Raw genomic sequence first — 17,952 nt, 5'->3', positions numbered from 1 at the left:
GTGCCGTCGATTGACGGCACTTTTTTATTTTAGTGCCTAAATAGCTACCGTTATGTCTGTCACCACCCGTATGCGCACCCTTTCTGCGTTCCTGGTTTTGTTGGTTGGAGTTGCCTGTCAGCAGGAAGATCCAAATGCGCTTTTTACCGAGTTGTCCTCCAAGCAAACCGGCATCAGCTTCCGAAACCTGGTACGTGAAACCGAGGAGTTCAATGTGCTTACCTACGGTTATTTTTACCAGGGTGGAGGGGTAGCTATCGGTGACATAAATAACGATGGGCTCCCGGATATCTATTTCACAGGAAATATGATGGCAAGTAAACTCTACCTAAACAAAGGCAACCTGGAGTTTGAAGATATCACCGAGTCGGCTGGTGTGGCGGCTGCCGGACTGTGGAACACCGGCGTGACCATGGCCGATGTCAACGAGGACGGGCTATTGGACATATACATTTGCCGATCTGCTGCAAACGACCCAAATCGGCGTAGAAATGTGTTGCTCATAAACAATGGGGACCTGACCTTTACCGACCGAGCCAAGGAATTTGGTTTGGATGATCCGGGCTATTCTACCCAGGCCACCTTTTTCGATTATGACAGGGACGGCGATTTGGACATGTTTCTGCTCAACCATTCCACCCAGGAGTATGCCGGCTTTAGCCGTATAGACGGTAGTTTTAAAAACCGAAAGGGGGAGTATTTGGGTGATAAGCTGTTTCGCAATGAGGGGGGCAAATTTGTGGACGTCACCCAAGAGAGCGGAATCATCAACAACGTACTGGGATTTGGACTTGCCGTTACCGTTACAGATGTCAACGACGACGGATGGCCGGATATCTATGTCAGCAACGATTATAACGAGGAGGACTACCTGTACATCAATCAACAAGATGGTACCTTTTTTGAATCGGTACGCGAATACTTTGGGCATGTCTCGCTGTTTTCCATGGGGGCCGATGCCGCCGATATCAATAACGACGGGTTGGTGGACCTGCTGACCATGGACATGATGCCGGAGTACACTTACAACCAAAAGACGATCCTGGGTCCGGAGAATTACGACAAATACCGAGAGCTGCTCGCAAAGGGCTTCTTTCCCCAAACCATGCGTAATATGCTACACCTTAACCTTGGTAATGGCTATTTTAGCGAGATTGGTCAATACGCCGGTGTGTCCCAAACGGACTGGAGCTGGGCAGCATTGGCCGCTGACTTTGATAACGATGGATGGAAGGATATTTTTGTGGCCAATGGTTACGCCAGAAACTACCTGGACATGGATTTTTTAAACTACATGGTGAGCGAGCGCATCCGGAGTAATCAGGGAGCCAACAAGGAGGATGCGCTTATCGAATTGATCGAAAAGATGCCTCCTATCTATGTGGAGAACTACCTGTTCCACAACAACCAGGATCTTACCTTTACCAATCGTGCCTCGGAGTGGGGCTTAAAGGGCCTCACCGTTTCAAATGCAGCGGCCTATGCCGATTTGGATGGGGATGGAGACCTCGACCTGATCGTTTGTCATACGAATGATCCGGTTTCCATTTACCGAAACAATAGCGAACGGCTATTTGAGAGAAATTACCTTAAGCTTCGCTTTGTGGGCAACAACCAGAACACCAAAGGGATTGGCGCAACGGTGACCGCCTATCAGGGCGACCGACTGTTCAAAAATGAGCTGATGCCAGTGAGGGGCTATCAATCCGCCGTCGATCAGGAACTGCTGATCGGATTGGGCGATGTGCCATCATTGGACAGCTTGGTAGTGCGCTGGCCCACCGGCGAGCGAGAAATTCTTCGTAGTGTGGCCGTTAACCAAATCCTGACTATGCGACAGGAAAATGCCCGGATTGAAGAAGTCGTGCCGGAAAAGCCTAAACCGGTTTTAGCAGAAGTAGACGGGCAATTGGGCTTCACATTTACGCATTCCGAAAGCGGCATTTTGGAGTTTACGCAGGATCGGTTGATGCCCAATACCCTGTCAGCATTGGGGCCGAAAATGGCATTGGGAGATGTGAACGGAGATGGCTTGGACGATATCTACGTGGGCGGGGGAAAGGGCCAAGCCGGTCGGTTGTTTATTCAGAGGGCCTCCGGGGAATTTGCTGCCAGTGGGCAGGAGGTATTTGGACTTGATGCAGCCCATATAGATACGGATGCTGTGTTTCTGGATGCCGATAGTGACGGGCATCTGGATCTCTACGTAGTGAGTGGTGGGAGTGATTTTGTAGCTGGAGATGCATTGTACCGGGACCGATTGTACCTGAATGATGGGCGGGGTGCGTTTCGCCGGGCACCGCGGCAGCTTCCTCACCTGCCGGGAAGCGGTGGCACCGTGGGCGCGGCAGATCTAGATGGGGATGGTTTAGCGGATTTGGTTATTGGGGGGCGTTATGTGCCCGGAAGCTTTCCGCTGGTACCGGACAGTTACCTGCTGCGGAATTTAGGAAATGGAGCTTTTGAAGATATTACACAGTCCTTTGCGGCAGCGCTTGGCCAAGCAGGGCTGATTGCCGATCTACAGTTGGTGGACCTCAACGGAGATCAATGGATGGATCTGGTGTTGGTAGGTGAGTGGATGGAACCAAAGGTTTTTATGAACAATGGTGGCAAAGGCCTAGCGCTCCAAGCCAATGTCTTTGATATCGACCTCTCCGGGTGGTGGCTAAGTATTACGGCCGCAGATCTGAATGGAGACGGTCACCAGGATCTTATACTCGGAAATTTTGGGGACAACAACCCGTTCAATCCAAGCACGGAACAGCCTATGCGGTTGATTTATAAAGACTTTGACGGAAATGGGTCGGTGGATCCCATTTTCACCTATTACATTGCCGATACCAGTACCTTTGCATACAGCCGCGATGAATTAGTGGGACAGCTTCCATTTCTAAAAGGAAGATTTACGGATTACCGGTCCTTTGCTAAGCAGGATATTGGTGGTTTTTTTACGACCGAAGAAATGGAAGGTGCCGATACCCTGCGTGTCGTAACCCTGCAATCCGTGGTATTGATCAATGATGGTAATGCTAGCTTTAAGGTGAAGCCATTGCCTAAAGAGGCGCAGTTTTCCCCACTTTATGCCGTTGAGGTGGTGGATGTAAACGGTGACGGGGCACTTGATTTATTATCGGGAGGAAACCTGGCGAAGTCACGGGTGAGTATGGGTCAGCAGGATGCGAATCCAGGTTTTATCTTTCTGGGTGATGGAAGTGGATCCTTTAGCCTTCGAAGCCCATCCTTGGGTCAGTTAGCGGTGAAGGGGGACATTCGGGATATTCGACACCTTTCGCTGGATGGGGAGGATTATTTTATTTATTTGCGGAATAACGGGTCTGTCAAGGTGTATCGTCTTAGCCGGTGACCTTGGGGGGCCTACGGTGCCAATGCGAAGCAAGTACGGAACCGGTGATATTTTGGAGTACGCTAAAAATGGCAGGAGCCAGTCCCACGGTAGCCAATTTGCCCATTTCTTTGGCTAATCCACCTGCCATGCCTCCATTTTGAAGCCCCACCTCCAAGGCGATGGTTCGGCAGTCTCTCTCGGCTAGTCCAAAAAGCCTTGCAGTGAAGTAGCCTAAGTTGTATCCAAGTGCATTGTGCAGCAGCACCCAAAAAGTCAGGGCAGCTCCGAGAGCCAGAAAATTGTCCCTTCCCGATGCGGTGATTAGGATAATCACGCAGGCAATAACCACCATGGAGGCAGTGGGCATGATGCGTTGTATCCAAGCTGCATGGTTGCGCATAAGATGGTTAAATGCCAATCCTCCCACTACGGGGAAAATGACCAGTTTGAAAATGGTCCACATCATCTCAGAAACCTGTATGGAGACAAACTCTCCGGCGAGCAATTTCATCAGTAGCGGTGTGGTAAAGGGGGCTAAAAGCGTGGAAACGGCCGTTAGTGTGATGGAAAGTGCCAGGTTGGCCTTGGCTAGGTAGCTAATCACATTGGAGGCTACGCCACTGGGCGAGCAACCCACCAAGATGATGCCAGCGGCGATTTCCGGGGGCATACTGCTCCACTTGGCAATCAAAAATCCAGAAAGTGGCATTAGGCTTAGTTGGCAAGCAAGCCCAATGGCAACTCCTTTGGGCATTTTAGCCACGCCAACAAAATCCTGTACCGTCATAGATGACCCCATGCCAAACATGATAAATTGGAGCATGGGTATGATAAGCTGGTTTAATTGGTAGCCATTGTAGACGACAAAGGGCTGGGGATAAAGCAAGGCCAAGGCAGCGGCGGCCAGTATCATCAGGGTATAGACATATCCTTTCAGCCTTTCATGGTGGTGAAAGGCCATACCCAGGCAACATAGCGCAAAAATTAGCGAGGGGCCTCGATGGTCGAAGGAAATCAATGACAGGGGAAGGATAGTTAGTAGCAGTGCCGCAGCTGACAACCCCGAGAGGTACGCAAAAATACGCTGATTTCTCACGGATTATCTCTGGGGCTTTTTTTGGCTGGGTTTTTCCAGTGGCGGTTTCCGGTGCCAGTAGGACGCCAATACGGATCCGGTGATGTTCATGAGTGGTCCGAAAACTGCCGGAGCCAATCCGACAGTGGCTGCTTTTCCCATTTCATTTGCTAATCCAGAGGCTAGGCCACCGTTTTGCATGCCGACTTCCAGGGCAATGGTTCGGCAATCTTTTTCATCCAACCGTAGCAACCGGCTGACCCAGTAACCAAGATTATAGCCCATTAGGTTATGAATCATTACCAAAACGATCAGAATGCCGCCAATTTCCAGCAAGCTGTCTCTGCCTGCAGCAGTGATGATGGTAATGATGATGCCAATTCCGATCATAGAAACCAAGGGCATGGCATCATCCAGCCATTTGGCTCTACCGCTCAGAAAGCGGTTGAAAAGCAAGCCTCCCCCGATCGGGAAGATGACCATCTTGACGATGCTCCACATCATGTCCCACACATCGATGGCTATGAAGGTGCCTGCCAGCATTTTCATCAGAAAGGGCGTGGTGAAAGGTGCCAATAGCGTTGCTACCGCAGTGATGGTGATGGAGAGGGCCAAATTAGCCTTGGCAAGGTAACTCATCACATTGGATGCTAGGCCAGAAGGCGTACATCCGATGAGGATGATACCGGCGGCTATTTCAGGAGGGAAAGCACTAAAACTGGCAATTACAAAACCCAGCAGGGGCATGATGGTTAGCTGGGACGTCAGCCCTACAAGAACCCCTTTGGGCATCTTGGCCACACCTACGAAATCCCTGATGGACATGGAGGTTCCCATACCAAACATGATAATCTGAATGAGTGGGGTAATCAGTTTGCTAAAGGAATAGCCATTGTATTCGGTAAGCGGTTGTGGGTAATACATGGCAGCGGTAACACCGGCAAAAATCATGGTGGTATAGGTGTATCCTTTTAGCTTGGGAAACCCCCTAAACCCAACTCCCAGAAGCACAAAGAACCCAATCATTAAGGGGCCTGTGGATTCGATTTGGCCACTTGCCATTAAGATAAGTGCGATCAGAAACAACAGCAGGGCTGCAATCAAAAGGCCCATAAATAGTTTTTGGGTTTTCAAGGCTGTTTAGGTTTAGGGGGGTGTTCGTAAGGATTAAATATAGGCAATACAGTCCATTTCAACCAAAGAGTCGCCTGGGACACCACCATAGGTAGCTACTGTGGTTCGTACAGGAGGCTTGCTGCCAAACCTGCCTCTGAATACCTCATTCATTCCTTTGTAATCATTCAAATCGTGCAGGTATACGTTTACTTTCAGGACCTTCTCCATAGAGGAGCCCGCCTTTACCAATTCTTTTTCCAGTTCTTTCAATACGTGATCGGTGTGTGCCTTGATATCGCCGTCGAAGTGGGCACCTTTACCGGCGATAAACACCATGTTACCTAATTTGGTAGCTCCTGAGAAAAGGGGTACATCCTGATCTTCCACAATGTTGAAAGCTTGCTTTTCAGGAGCGGCTGTTTCCGAGTTGGCGTTTGCTACGGTAGTGATTCCGGCGAAACCTGCCAAGGAGGCAAACAGTTTCTTTAATGTTGATCTTCTTTCGATTTTTTTCATACTGAAACCATTTTGGTTTAATTCAAAATTCGGTGAATTTATACTTTTCTATGCGTAACTGCAAATGCTTTCCCATGTCAGGCCGCTAATTGGTGATCGCCTGTTTTTACTCGTTTTCCGAGAAGATACTGGTTTCTGTATAAAGGGATATCGTCCAGAATGGCGACTTGGTTGACTGGTGTTTTGGTTTTGTTTTACTATATTCGGGGGAACTACGCAGCGGCATGCAACACCTAAATCGATACTTAGAGCACACGATCTTGAAAGCCACCTGTACCCAGCAGGATATAGATCAACTTATATTGGATGCAAAGCGCCACCAATTTAGGGGTGTCTGTGTCCCTCCCTTTTGGGTGAGGAAGGTGAAGCGGGACCTTGGCGATTTGGATATCCAAGTGGTGACCGTAGTCGGGTTTCCCTTTGGGTACACAACTACCGAGGCCAAGGTGGACGAAACCCGGCAGGCAATTCGTGATGGCGCAGATGAGATCGATGTGGTCTGGTCCCTGACTGCTTTTAAGTCAGGAATGCCTTGGCCTAAGATTGAATTGGCGAAGCTATCCACTCTTTGCCACGATGAGGGGTGCTTGCTTAAGGTTATCGTCGAAACGGCCTATCTAAGTGACTCGGAGCTAATCCAGGCCTGTGACATTTGTAGCGACGCAGGGGCGGATTTTGTAAAAACCTCTACCGGCTACGCCCCGGAGGGTGCCAAGGAAGCTCAGGTGCGCTTAATGCGCAGTCGACTACCAAGTCAAGTAGGCATCAAGGCAAGCGGCGGCATCCGAGATTTAGGCGGTGCTGTTCGCCTTATAAAGGCCGGTGCGGATCGAATAGGAACGAGTGCAGGACCCGCTATCCTGCAATCACTGACGGGATCTTGATCGTTTTGTGTAAAAAGATCGCCATCGAAAAGAGCGTATAGCCGATCACACGATCCTGTACCGAAGCAGGTAAGTACAGGAAGGTATATTCATATAAAATAGATAATATTGTAAATAGGAGAAATAGGGGGTAGTCGGGGTGCGAAACGATTTCAAATTGCGAGTTGTTTTTAAATTCCGGGCTAATCCCAAATGAAATGTATATGCGAGTTATGAACAGCCTTTCTTTCCCCCAAACCATCAAGCGGGGGCTACCGAAAATAATCATTTTGGGCTTTTTGGTTACCCTTGGCACACTTGGCGATGCATGGGCAGACGACGGGGCCGTGGCATCCGGAGATTCCTTTTGGCTTTGGAAGCTTTTGGGCCGCCTACACCCCATGGTCGTTCACTTTCCCGTAAGCTTATTGGTCTTTGCGGCTTTTTTGGAGCTTTTTACACTGCGTAACTTTCAAAGTAAGCTCCGTCCCGGCATTCGGATGTTGGTGCTTGGGGGAATCTTTGCGGCCTTCGCATCGACCCTATTTGGAATCTTATTGGCCAATGTAGAAGGTTATGGGGGAGACACATTGGTGATTCACCAATGGGCCGGCATTGCAACCGCGGTATTGGGGATTCCACTTTACCTCATGCTGAAAAGGACGGAAGATTCTTTCAATGCTGCTTCGGTGAAGGGTTATCGAGCGGTTCTTTTTGTGGCTGCTTTTGGCGTTTCCTTTGCGGGGCATTTTGGGGCTTCGCTAACACACGGGGATGATTACCTTACTAGCGTTTTGCCATGGAATGAAGATAGCAGCTATTCTCAAGTAGCCATGGACATTGATCTGGTGGCCTATCAAGCGGAGGATCTTTCAGAGGAAAAGCAGGTGAAGCTGGTGGGGCAGGTTCGGGCAATTTTTGCCCACAACTGCTACAACTGCCACAGCAGCGCAAAAATCAAGGGTGATCTGAGATTGGACAGCAAGGAGGCGATCTTTGCAGGTGGGGAATCTGGTCCTGTGATTGTTCCCGGTAATCCGTCGTCCAGTGATCTGATTCGCCGGATCAAGCTACCGGCAAGCCATGAAGATGCTATGCCATCCAAGGGGAAAACCCTTAGCAAAGAAGAGATCGCCGTGATCAACTTATGGGTGGAAAAGGGCGCTCCCTGGCCAGACGCCGTAGAAAACCAAAGTGTGTACCGGGTAGCAGAACTAGCCCCGCGCATGCCGAAACTTCCTGCGCCTAAAGCGGGATTGGAAAGCCCCGTAGACTTATTGGTGGACAATTACTTCGCGACAAAATCAGTCAAGTGGAAGCAGCCAATCGACGACAAAACCTACCTAAGGCGCGTTTACTTGGATGTATTGGGAGTGTTGCCAAGCCCTGAGGCTTATGAGGCATTCCTGGCAGATACGAAAGCAGATAAGCGGGAACGCATAGTAGATGAGCTGCTGTCAAAGAACGACGAATACGCGATCCATTGGCTTACCTTTTGGAACGACGCCCTTCGTAATGATTATACCGGGACGGGTTACATTACAAGGGGGCGTTTTGCCATCACCGACTGGCTGTATACGTCTTTGCGTGATAATAAACCCTATGATGTATTTGTGAAGCAATTGTTGAATCCGGATGAGAGTTCTAAAGGCTTTATTGAGGGTATCCGGTGGAGAGGCGACGTGAATGCCAGTCAAGTGACCGAAATGCAGGCCGCACAAAATGTGGGGCAGGTGATTTTAGGACTGAACCTGAAATGTGCTTCCTGCCACGACAGTTTTATCAGTGATTGGAAGTTGGAAGAGGCGTATGCCTTTGCGAATATCTTTGCCGAAGAGGACTTGGAAGTAGCCCGCTGTGAAACCCCTATCGGAAAAAAGGCCAGTACCAAATTACTCTGGGAAGAACTCGGAGAGATAGACAGTACTGCAAACCGTGCTGAAAAGCTTCGCCAGCTTTCCGAATACCTGGTACAGCCTGCCAACGGTCGGCTATACCGTACCATCGTGAACCGAATATGGAAGCAGCTAATGGGCCGCGGATTGGTAGAACCTGTGGACGAAATGGATAACGAGCCTTGGAGTCAGGATCTGTTGGACTGGCTGGCAAGTGACTTTGCTGACAATGGGTATGACCTGAAAAGGCTTATACGGATCATTGCCACTTCGAAGGCCTATCAACAGCCTTCCATCAGCTTTGATGACCCCTTGGATTTGGCGGATGAAAATTACGTGTTTGAAGGAATGGTGCGTAGACGGTTGACGGCGGAGCAGTTTTCGGATGCCATCAGCAGCTTTATTTACCCCTTGTTTGACGAGAAGCAGGTCAAGTATAACCCCTATCAGCTTGTTAGCTCTGAACAAGCGAAATTGGAATATCCACGGGCTTCTTTGGTTCAAAATAACGAGTTCCTAAAAGCCTTGGGAAGGCCGAATCGTGAAATCGTATCTACCAATAGGGATTCTCAAGCAAGTCTGCTACAGGCGTTGGAGCTTACCAATGGTGTAACCCTGAACGAAGCCCTTCGGCTGGGAGCGGAACGTTGGAAGGAAAAGTACCCCGATGGTGACATTTTGATCCACGAGGTCTTTAGGCAGCTCTTAGCCCGTGATCCCCAACAGTCGGAATACCGAATTGCCCAAGAAGTATTAGGGGATTCTCCTTCGGTGGAGGCTGTACAGGACTTCTTTTGGGCGCTGGTTCTATTGCCCGAATTTCAATTAATATATTGACAGCGAAAATAAATTCAACATCATCATGAAGACGCTTAGGAATAGAAGGGACTTTCTCAAAAAAACCAGCGCAGCGGCCATGGCCACCATGGCGATGGGTGCACCGCTGTCCGGTTTACTCAGTTCCTGCCAACGCACGCAGGCGATGCCCACCACCGCAGACAGTGTTATACTCCTGTACATGGCGGGGGGCATGGCCCATACCGAAACCTTTGATCCGAAGAGGTATACCCCCTTTCGCAAAGGGATGGAATCAAAAGAGGTATTGAGTACCTTCCCTTCCATTCCTACGGCATTGGATGGGATACATTTCTCGGAAGGCCTGGAGAACATTGCACAGATCATTGACCGTGGCACGCTGATACGCTCTTATGTGGCGGCTGACCTCGGGCATATTTTGCATACGCGACACCAATACCATTGGCATACCTGTTACGAACCGCCCCAATCGGTGCTGGTTCCGCACATGGGATCTTGGATATCAAAGGAATTGGGCCCATTGAATCCGGTAATTCCTGCATTTATCAATATAGGACAGCGATTTACGGTAGGCGAGGGAGAAGAGCTAAAGGCCTTTCACAGCGCCGGTTTCTTGGGAAGTGAATATGGTCCCTTTCTGATCCCGGATCCTACCGGTGGCCTCGATAGTGTGCGACCGCCTGTGGGCATGTCGACCAAACGATTTGAATCCAGAAACCAACTGTACGAGCGCCTCATCAGTGAAAGTGCCATGGGTGAGTTTGGAAGTGACTACCAAAAGGAATCCCTGAAGCGCTCTATGGAGCAGGCGTACATCTTGCTTAACTCGCCTGAAGCGAAGGCATTTGATCTGAGTCAGGAGCCGAAGGAGAAATATGACGCGTACAATACCGGTAAATTTGGACTTGGGTGCCTGATGGCAAAGCGGTTGGTTGAGCAGGGTGCCCGGTTTATCAGTGTGACCACCGAATACGAGCCGTTTTTTGGCTGGGACACCCATGAAAACGGACACACGAGGCTGGTAGATATGAAAAAGATGATCGATGCGCCCATTGCGCAGTTGATTAAAGACTTGGACGAGAGTGGGAGGCTGGACCGAACCATGATCATTTTGGCGAGTGAATTCAGCAGAGATATGCTTACCGAGGGCCGCCCTGACCTGAAGGTGAAAGATCAAGTAGAGGTGCCGGATATTATCGAAGACATGAAGAATTACGGCATGCACCGCCACTTTACAGACGGGTGCTCCATGCTGATGTTTGGTGGTGGCATCAAGCGAGGTCACGTGTACGGAAAGACAGCGGATGAGCGACCCTGTAAAACCATCGAAAAGCCAATCAAGATAGATAGCATCCATCAAACCATGTACCACGCATTGGGGATAGACCCCGAGAAGCATTACGAAATCGAAAAAAGGCCCTTCTATACCACACCGGATGGATTGGGCAAGGCGGAGTTGGATCTCTTGGCCTAAGTTACCATGGAAGGGAAGACCTGATAACGGGCAGGTCTTCCCTTTTTGTTCCATTTGACGGTTTCCTTCGGGCGTAAAGCGATCACTATGAACCATACAGATTAACCCACTCAATTTCCCATCAATGAAAAAACCACAAGAATCGCGGAGATCATTTATGAAAAAAACAGGTGTTGCCGCCCTAGCTGGTGCAGTGGCACCCACGATCATTATCCAAAAAACCCATGCTATGAAAAAAGAAACTATTCTGGGCCACGGCTCATACCGCTATCGTGTCATCGAGGGCTGGGGAGTCCTTGACGCAGGCAAAAACCCTGTAAACGACTGTCATGAGATGGTGGAAGATGCCAAAGGCAGGCTTTTTATGCTGACCAACGAAACCAAAAACAATATTCTGGTATACGACAAGTCGGGAAAACTTTTGGAAAGCTGGGGTACCACCTATCCGGGTGCACATGGACTCACCCTGAGCAATGAAGGAGGGGAAGAGTTTTTGTTCATCACCGACACTGCCCGTCATCAGGTAATCAAGACTGACCTGAAAGGTAAGGAAGTGATGAAATTGGATTACCCGCGGGAAAACGGTAAGTACGATTTTCCCAACCAATTTGTGCCTACAGAAACTGCGATCAACCCGGCCAATGGTGACATTTATGTGGTGGATGGATACGGTAAAAACCACGTAATGCAGTACAACGCAAAGGGTGAGCTTATTCGGACATTTGGCGGTGCCGGAAGTTCGGACGAGACGTTTAATTGCTGCCACGGCATCGTGGTAGATACACGCAATAAAAGCAATCCAACCCTGTTGATTACAGATCGGGGAAATATGCAGTATAAGCGCTTCACACTGGATGGCAAATACCTCAAAACCATCCCCATGCCGGGTTCCTTCGTGTGTAGACCCGTTCTGCACGGCGATAATGTGTATGCAGCGGTGTACCGAAGCACCACGCAGGAATACCCCAATTCCGGTTACATCACCATCCTAGATGCCAACGACAAAGTGGTCAGCACGCCAGGTGGTACCGCTCCGGAATATGTCGGCGGCAAACTGCAGGAGCAACGGAAAGACAGATCATTTATGGGCTTTATGCATCCTCATGATGTATGTGTGGATCGGGATGGCAACATCTACGTACCTCAATGGGCATCAAAAAAGACGTATCCGGTGAAATTGGAACGGGTGTAAATCCTAGTAGAAAACGCTAAAAGGAGCCGTTTACAAACGGGCTAGGTCGTTTAGCCCTATCTATACAATTGAATAAATTCACAAAAGGCTGCCAAGTGCAGTCTTTTGTTTTTATGTGGTGTTTTGGTCTCGCGGAGCGTAGGATGTATTGTGTCTCGTAATGCCGTTTAAATCAACTTAGGAATACCGGTTTTTCTCTGCTTTCAAATCCTCAGAAATTTGGAAACCAATAGGATGTTTGATTTACTTACTCCGAATTCAGAAGCTAAAGATTCCCATTTGCGTAACGCTGTTTGGGTTTGGTCGATCACGTTAATTACGGTTGTTTTGGAAAGATTTGCCTCCATGGCAAGTTTGGTCAAGTGGTCTATACCTGGATTTTTTCCTTCGCCATATACCAATGTACTTTGCTCTCCGGAGGGTCCTCCAGAGAACGTGAGATCATAGCCCGGTGCCAGTTTCCAAGCACCGGAATGATCCATTAGAAAACTGAAATTCTTGGCATGGTCATCTCTGTTGTGGGCAAGAACGTTAAATACAGCTAAGCGGAACATTTTTTCAACCTCCCTAATATCTTTGGTAAGCGCCCCAGTCAGATTTAAGAGATCTTCGTAGTCAAGTGAGGGTGTTCTGAAATCGGAGTGCAACAAGCCAGCTACGGTGTGCATGTGCTGCCTTCTGCTACCGATCCTATCAAAACGCTTGACAGCAAAGTAGCCGGCTCCACTTTTTTTAGCATTAAACAAATGGGTATCAGGCATGGCAATACCAGCCTCCTTCGCCATGATGGCATAGCAGTATTCAATTGCCCCCGCATCCTCTCCGTCTTGTGTATTGTGAAATTTTACAATCCAGGGCTCAAGTCCATTCCCCAACTGTTTGGCTCCATGATGGATGACACTTTTTGTATCATCCAGTCCTATCAGGGCCTTTGGGCGAGCTCCTGCCGAGGATCCGTTTAATGCCAAAAGTTCATTCAATACTTCCTCCGAGTTTCCCTTTAGCACTTCCTGAGTTTGACTGGCCAAAAGATCCAGATCAATGATATGAGCATCTACCGGTTGACTTTGATCCGGTTCATATACCAACGCTCCCAATCCCCAAAGGCCTACATAGGTGAGGCGGTCCAAACTGGAAACAGCTGACGGATGGATACCATTTGCTCGTAGCTTTCGATCAAACAACAAACGTCCCCATCCGTCCGGTAAAGAATCCGCAAAAACCCCGGCTAAACCCTCAAACGGGCGAAGTGGCAATTCCATGACACCGCGCTGCCGAGATAATTTTAGGGGTGAAATTTCAATTCCCTTTTGCAGAAATTCTTCAGAAAACTCAAAGTATATCCGATGGTCACGAATTGCCAACCGTCCAACAGACTGTATTCCGGATCCGAAATCCAAACCGACCTTCACTGATGAGATTTCGACTTTCATTTTCTACTTCCTCTCTTTCGTGTTTTTTCAACGTTTTTTGCTAAGACCTCTTCTATCGAATTGAAAGTAGTTTTCGAGGCCTTTAAAGCAGTCAGCATATCTTCCAATCCTCCAAGTACCCACATCAATTTGAGGAAGGATTCGAGTGAAATGCTGCCCTTTTGTTCAAACTTCCGAAGCGTGGAGACGGGTACCCCCGACCGGTCAGCCAAGCCTTCTTGAGTTAAATTCTGTGCCAATCGTTTTTCTCGCACGATGGTAGTCAGGATTTGCTGAGCTCTTGCGGGAGAAATAAGGGATATCATAGTAGTAATAAAGGTAATTTATGCTTAAATCTAACACAATAATAGCAATTAAATCTGATATTTTCGCTTATCCTCCTTAGGCTAAGTGTCTGCCGCCAAAGCAGCGTTCCAATCTAACTATTCAAAATCAATTTGTAGGGATAGGTTGTGATCAGGTTAACGCAATAACAGACACATGCCATGGAAAAATCGGAATACAGATAGTGGTGTTCGATGTAATGCAAAGCTTGGGCTATATCCTGCTCATTTTTTCACCTGTGCAGTATAGCAAGCTATCGAAACTGTTCGTTCTAGTAAGCTTTGCAGGGAGGATGGCATTGACCAACTACCTCATGCAGACAATTGTAGGTATTTTTCTATTTACCTTTTTGGGGCTCGGCCTTTTCGGTACGCTGGCACCTTCTCGGTTGCTTTTGTTGTGCGTAGTGGTTTTTGGTTTGCAGGTATATGCGTCAAGAGGATACCTAAAAGTATACAAGCAGGGTCCCATGGAGAGTCTATGGAGGAAATTGATCTAACATCACGTCCAGGTTTATTCACAAGTAGCGTGATGAGAACCAAGAACTTTTTTCTTCTACTTGACTATCGGCACCTTTGAAAGAAGGATGGCGTATTCCTTCTATGGTCGGGTATCCGTTTTTCTGCCATCGTTGGATTTGCTTAACTAAAGTGAGAAAAAGTGTTGCGTTTACAGTTTAAAAACTTTTCATAATAATTAATCGCCATAATAAATTTTGAAAAAACAGCACAGTACAGGATGGTTGTCTATGCTGATTTTTGTTATTTCAAGTTGTTTTGTCAAATAATACAATAACCAAATCAACTCAAAATTTAAGTCGTATGAAGAAAATTTATGATCGTTGGATCAGAGGGAAGCTTTGTCTTTTTCTCTGTGCATTGCTTTTGATACCGGGATACCTCCATGCCCAGCAAGGCGGAGTAATTTCCGGTAAGGTCGTTTCCGCAGAGGACTCAGAGCCACTCCCGGGTGTTTCCATCTTGGTGAAGGGTTCTAACCGAGGTACTGTCACCGATATGGAGGGGGATTTTTCCATTCAGGCAAGTTCCGGTGAAACATTGACTGTAAGCTTTATCGGTTTTCAAACCACTGAAGTGCCGGTTACCACACAGACCAGCTATCAGATTTCGTTGAATTCCTCCATGGGGGACTTGGGAGAGGTCGTGGTAGTGGGCTATGGTTCCCAGCGTAGGGCGGACATTACCTCTGCCGTATCGGTGATCAACATGGAAAACATCGGAGACGTGCCTACCACGAACGTGTCGCGATTGCTCCAAGGCCAGGCGGCCGGTGTGCAAGTGAGGCAGCGCTCCGGAAGACCGGGAGAGGAAATGGAGATTACCATTCGGGGTCTTGGGTCATTGGGTGCGGGAAGTCAGCCGCTGTTCGTCGTTGATGGGTTTCCGATTGGTACCTCTCTGGGTCAAAACCTAAACCCTGCGGATATCGAGAGTATCACTGTTTTGAAAGATGCGGCATCCACTGCAATCTATGGTGCTAGGGGATCCAATGGGGTAATCCTTATCACCACGAAGTCCGCCAAAGAAGGTAAGGTGGGCATAGACTTTGTCGTGAACCAAGGTTTTACGAATGTGCCGGACTCCCGACGTACCATCATGATGAATGGACCTGAGTTTGCCCAGTTTAAGAAGGAAAGTTTCCAGGATCGGGTGCGGTATTTTGAGGGAAGGGAACCCTCTTTGGAAGAGATACCCTTGGAATTCCGTTTTCCGGAGCAGACGCAGTACAGTACGGACTGGTTTCAGGAAATCATGAATCAAAACGCCAAATTCCAAAATTACAATGCCACCTTGACAGCCGGCAAGGGCGACATCCGGTCATTGATCTCCGTAGGATACATCAATCAGGAAGGAGCGGTCATCAACACCAATTTTGACCGATTCAACGTCCGAGCGAACATTGACGGGAAGATCAACGATTGGTTGAGCATGGGCTGGAACATTGCCGCCTCGCATTCTCGGGAAAATTATGCGTCTACCGACGGTAGGGATGCGTTGATCGGAAGGGCGCTTTGGGCAGACCCTCGGTATCCAGTTTACAATGAAGATGGTACATTCAACTCCTATATCGGTGGAACCAATGGGGTGTTTGGTACGGCAAACGTGGTCCAGGAATTGCATGAAATGGAGCGTACACTGAATACCAACAACGTACTGAGCAATGGGTATTTGGAGTTTTCCTTTTTGAAAGACTTCAAATTCCGGACTTCTGTGAATGCTACGCTGATTGGAACCGAGCAGAAGGAATATCGTCCATCTACCCTCGCAGGCACTGGATTTAATCAGCCACCTCCACGGGAAGCGAACCTGATGCAGCGCGCCGATAATGTACTGAACATTGCCGCGGATCAATTGCTGTCCTACAGTAAAGTTTTGGGACAACACCGCGTAGAAGGTCTACTGGGTTATTCCGCCCAAGAAGAAACCTTCAAGCGCCTGCAAGGCAACGGCAACGAGTTTCCCAATGATGTGAACCGCTACCTGAATTCAGCGATTCGGCAGACATCGAGCTCCGGTGAATACTCTTGGAGTCTGTTGGCCTATTTTGCCCGGGCAAACTACTCCTTTAATGACAAGTACCTGTTTTCGGCATCCATTCGACGGGAAGGTAGTTCCCGGTTCGGTGCAAACAACAAATGGGGAAATTTTCCGGCTTTTTCAGCTGGATGGAGGGTTTCGGAGGAGGACTTTATGCCTCAAACCAACTGGATTACTGACCTGAAGGTGCGGGCCAGTTATGGTATTACCGGTAACAACGCAATCGGAAATTATTCCAGCTTGTCCAATATGGCTATTTCCAACTACGTGCTGGGAGGTAATATCGCCAATGGGCAGCGGTTGGCCAATTTTGCCAATGCCAACCTAGGCTGGGAGCAATCGGAGCAAACGGATATCGGACTGGATCTGGCCATGTTTGACAACCGATTGATCTTCACCGCTGAGTATTATAATCGGCTTACCAACGATATGTTGCTCTCGGTAGAGATGCCCATCGTATCCGGATTTGGTTCCTCCCTGGACAACGTGGGAAGTGTGCGTAACCGCGGTGTAGAACTGGCATTGGACTACCGAACCCGAATCAACCAATTAAATCTGAGAAGTAACCTGAATTTCACCCTGAACCGAAACAAGGTACTGGAGATACGGGGAGATAATGATGAGATTTGGAGTGGTGGATTTTACAGTGTTTACAACGTGTCCCAAGTTGGTCGTCCTATGGCCATGCTGCACGGTTTTAGGATGATGGGCATATTCAATACCGAAGAAGAGATCGCTGCCTGGCCAGAACAGGATGGCGCTGTTCCCGGTACCTACAAGTACTTCGATGCCAATGGGGACGGAGTTATCTCCTACGATCAGCAGGACATGATCGAGATTGGCAATCCGCATCCTGATTACATCATCAATTTGACGCTGGGGGGTGATTACAAAAAGTTTGACTTCAATGTCCTGTTCACAGGGGCATTTAACTACGATGTGATGCGTAACATCGAAGCGACTACGATGAACATGGATGGGGTATTTAATATCCTCCGTTCTGGGATCAATCGATGGAGGTCTCCAGAAAATCCTGGAGATGGCGTGGGAGCAACTACCAATACCTGGAAATGGCAGCGTGAGTCCAACTCCCGGTATATCTATGATGCGACACACGTGTGGTTGAGAAACGTAAGCTTAGGTTATGCAATTCCCAAGAATCCGGTCATACCCAACGCCCGTTTGTTTGTAAGTGCGGAAAACCTCTTTCTGATCACTTCCTATCCAGGATCAAATCCCGAAGTAAATCGGCGAGGTGGTATCAACATCGGTGTGGATGACGAAAGTTACCCTGTGCCACGCACATTTACCTTGGGTGCGACCATCAAGTTTTAATAATAA

The 17,952-nt window shown here is 48.5% G+C and carries 12 protein-coding genes; 7 read left to right on the top strand and 5 right to left on the bottom strand.

The window, feature by feature from the left end:
* The first annotated feature begins 52 nt into the window (after positions 1–52).
* Positions 53–3,367 (top strand): VCBS repeat-containing protein, encoded by a 3,315-nt coding sequence (locus tag IAQ59_RS20305; RefSeq protein ID WP_245189741.1) that lies wholly within the window; start codon positions 53–55, stop codon positions 3,365–3,367.
* Here the strand turns inward: IAQ59_RS20305 and IAQ59_RS20300 are convergent.
* From IAQ59_RS20300 to IAQ59_RS20290, 3 genes are read right to left on the bottom strand one after another with little or no spacing between them, the layout of a single operon-like run.
* The gene (locus IAQ59_RS20300; protein ID WP_342450733.1) at positions 3,357–4,445 is read right to left on the bottom strand and encodes a bile acid:sodium symporter family protein; all 1,089 of its coding nucleotides are present in this window, start codon (positions 4,443–4,445) and stop codon (positions 3,357–3,359) included. The genes IAQ59_RS20305 and IAQ59_RS20300 overlap by 11 nt on opposite strands.
* Positions 4,446–4,448: 3 nt before the next feature.
* Positions 4,449–5,558, bottom strand: a complete 1,110-nt coding sequence (locus tag IAQ59_RS20295) for a bile acid:sodium symporter family protein (RefSeq protein ID WP_245189740.1) — start codon at positions 5,556–5,558, stop codon at positions 4,449–4,451.
* Positions 5,559–5,591: 33 nt separating this feature from the next.
* Positions 5,592–6,056 (bottom strand): RidA family protein, encoded by a 465-nt coding sequence (locus IAQ59_RS20290; protein ID WP_209332689.1) that lies wholly within the window; start codon positions 6,054–6,056, stop codon positions 5,592–5,594.
* A 224-nt stretch (positions 6,057–6,280) separates the two neighbouring features.
* Between IAQ59_RS20290 and deoC the strand changes: the two genes are divergently transcribed.
* The 4 genes from deoC (at position 6,281) to IAQ59_RS20270 (ending at position 12,296) form a co-directional block, all read left to right on the top strand.
* The gene (gene deoC, locus IAQ59_RS20285) at positions 6,281–6,940 is read left to right on the top strand and encodes a deoxyribose-phosphate aldolase (protein WP_209332688.1); all 660 of its coding nucleotides are present in this window, start codon (positions 6,281–6,283) and stop codon (positions 6,938–6,940) included.
* Positions 6,941–7,320: 380 nt separating this feature from the next.
* Positions 7,321–9,651 carry a DUF1549 domain-containing protein gene (locus IAQ59_RS20280; protein WP_425342624.1) on the top strand — a complete coding sequence of 777 codons (2,331 nt, stop codon included), beginning with the start codon at positions 7,321–7,323 and terminating at the stop codon, positions 9,649–9,651.
* A 25-nt stretch (positions 9,652–9,676) separates the two neighbouring features.
* Positions 9,677–11,104 (top strand): DUF1501 domain-containing protein, encoded by a 1,428-nt coding sequence (locus IAQ59_RS20275; RefSeq protein WP_209332687.1) that lies wholly within the window; start codon positions 9,677–9,679, stop codon positions 11,102–11,104.
* Between the two features lie 124 nt (positions 11,105–11,228).
* The gene (locus IAQ59_RS20270) at positions 11,229–12,296 is read left to right on the top strand and encodes a twin-arginine translocation signal domain-containing protein (protein WP_209332686.1); all 1,068 of its coding nucleotides are present in this window, start codon (positions 11,229–11,231) and stop codon (positions 12,294–12,296) included.
* Positions 12,297–12,499: 203 nt separating this feature from the next.
* Here IAQ59_RS20270 and IAQ59_RS20265 read toward each other — a convergent pair whose 3' ends face one another.
* Positions 12,500–13,729, bottom strand: coding sequence for a type II toxin-antitoxin system HipA family toxin (locus IAQ59_RS20265; RefSeq protein ID WP_209332685.1), 1,230 nt, complete (start codon positions 13,727–13,729; stop codon positions 12,500–12,502).
* Positions 13,726–14,034 (bottom strand): helix-turn-helix domain-containing protein, encoded by a 309-nt coding sequence (locus IAQ59_RS20260; RefSeq protein WP_209332684.1) that lies wholly within the window; start codon positions 14,032–14,034, stop codon positions 13,726–13,728. The genes IAQ59_RS20265 and IAQ59_RS20260 overlap by 4 nt, the downstream gene beginning before the upstream one ends.
* 203 nt (positions 14,035–14,237) lie before the next feature.
* Here IAQ59_RS20260 and IAQ59_RS20255 point away from each other — a divergent pair, with 203 nt between their 5' ends.
* Together IAQ59_RS20255 and IAQ59_RS20250 are read left to right on the top strand one after the other, a co-directional pair.
* Positions 14,238–14,552: a DUF418 domain-containing protein gene (locus tag IAQ59_RS20255; RefSeq protein ID WP_209332683.1), complete on the top strand. Its 315-nt coding sequence runs from the start codon at positions 14,238–14,240 to the stop codon at positions 14,550–14,552.
* A 322-nt stretch (positions 14,553–14,874) separates the two neighbouring features.
* Positions 14,875–17,946: a SusC/RagA family TonB-linked outer membrane protein gene (locus IAQ59_RS20250; protein WP_209332682.1), complete on the top strand. Its 3,072-nt coding sequence runs from the start codon at positions 14,875–14,877 to the stop codon at positions 17,944–17,946.
* Positions 17,947–17,952: the final 6 nt, after the last annotated feature.

This window comes from Lunatimonas salinarum (assembly GCF_017811155.1).
Classification (GTDB): Bacteria; Bacteroidota; Bacteroidia; order Cytophagales; family Cyclobacteriaceae; genus Lunatimonas; species Lunatimonas salinarum.
The sequence above is the reverse complement of the archived record's forward strand: the minus strand, read 5'-3'. Positions and strand labels throughout refer to the sequence as shown.

Bases quoted from the DNA above. Each gene is read 5' to 3' on its own strand.
- IAQ59_RS20305 (WP_245189741.1), top strand. From the start codon at position 53: ATGTCTGTCACCACCCGTATGCGCACCCTTTCTGCGTTCCTGGTTTTG.
- IAQ59_RS20290 (WP_209332689.1), bottom strand. From the start codon at position 6,056: ATGAAAAAAATCGAAAGAAGATCAACATTAAAGAAACTGTTTGCCTCC.
- deoC (WP_209332688.1), top strand. From the start codon at position 6,281: ATGCAACACCTAAATCGATACTTAGAGCACACGATCTTGAAAGCCACC.
- IAQ59_RS20280 (WP_425342624.1), top strand. From the start codon at position 7,321: ATGGTCGTTCACTTTCCCGTAAGCTTATTGGTCTTTGCGGCTTTTTTG.
- IAQ59_RS20275 (WP_209332687.1), top strand. From the start codon at position 9,677: ATGAAGACGCTTAGGAATAGAAGGGACTTTCTCAAAAAAACCAGCGCA.
- IAQ59_RS20270 (WP_209332686.1), top strand. From the start codon at position 11,229: ATGAAAAAACCACAAGAATCGCGGAGATCATTTATGAAAAAAACAGGT.
- IAQ59_RS20265 (WP_209332685.1), bottom strand. From the start codon at position 13,729: ATGAAAGTCGAAATCTCATCAGTGAAGGTCGGTTTGGATTTCGGATCC.
- IAQ59_RS20260 (WP_209332684.1), bottom strand. From the start codon at position 14,034: ATGATATCCCTTATTTCTCCCGCAAGAGCTCAGCAAATCCTGACTACC.
- IAQ59_RS20250 (WP_209332682.1), top strand. From the start codon at position 14,875: ATGAAGAAAATTTATGATCGTTGGATCAGAGGGAAGCTTTGTCTTTTT.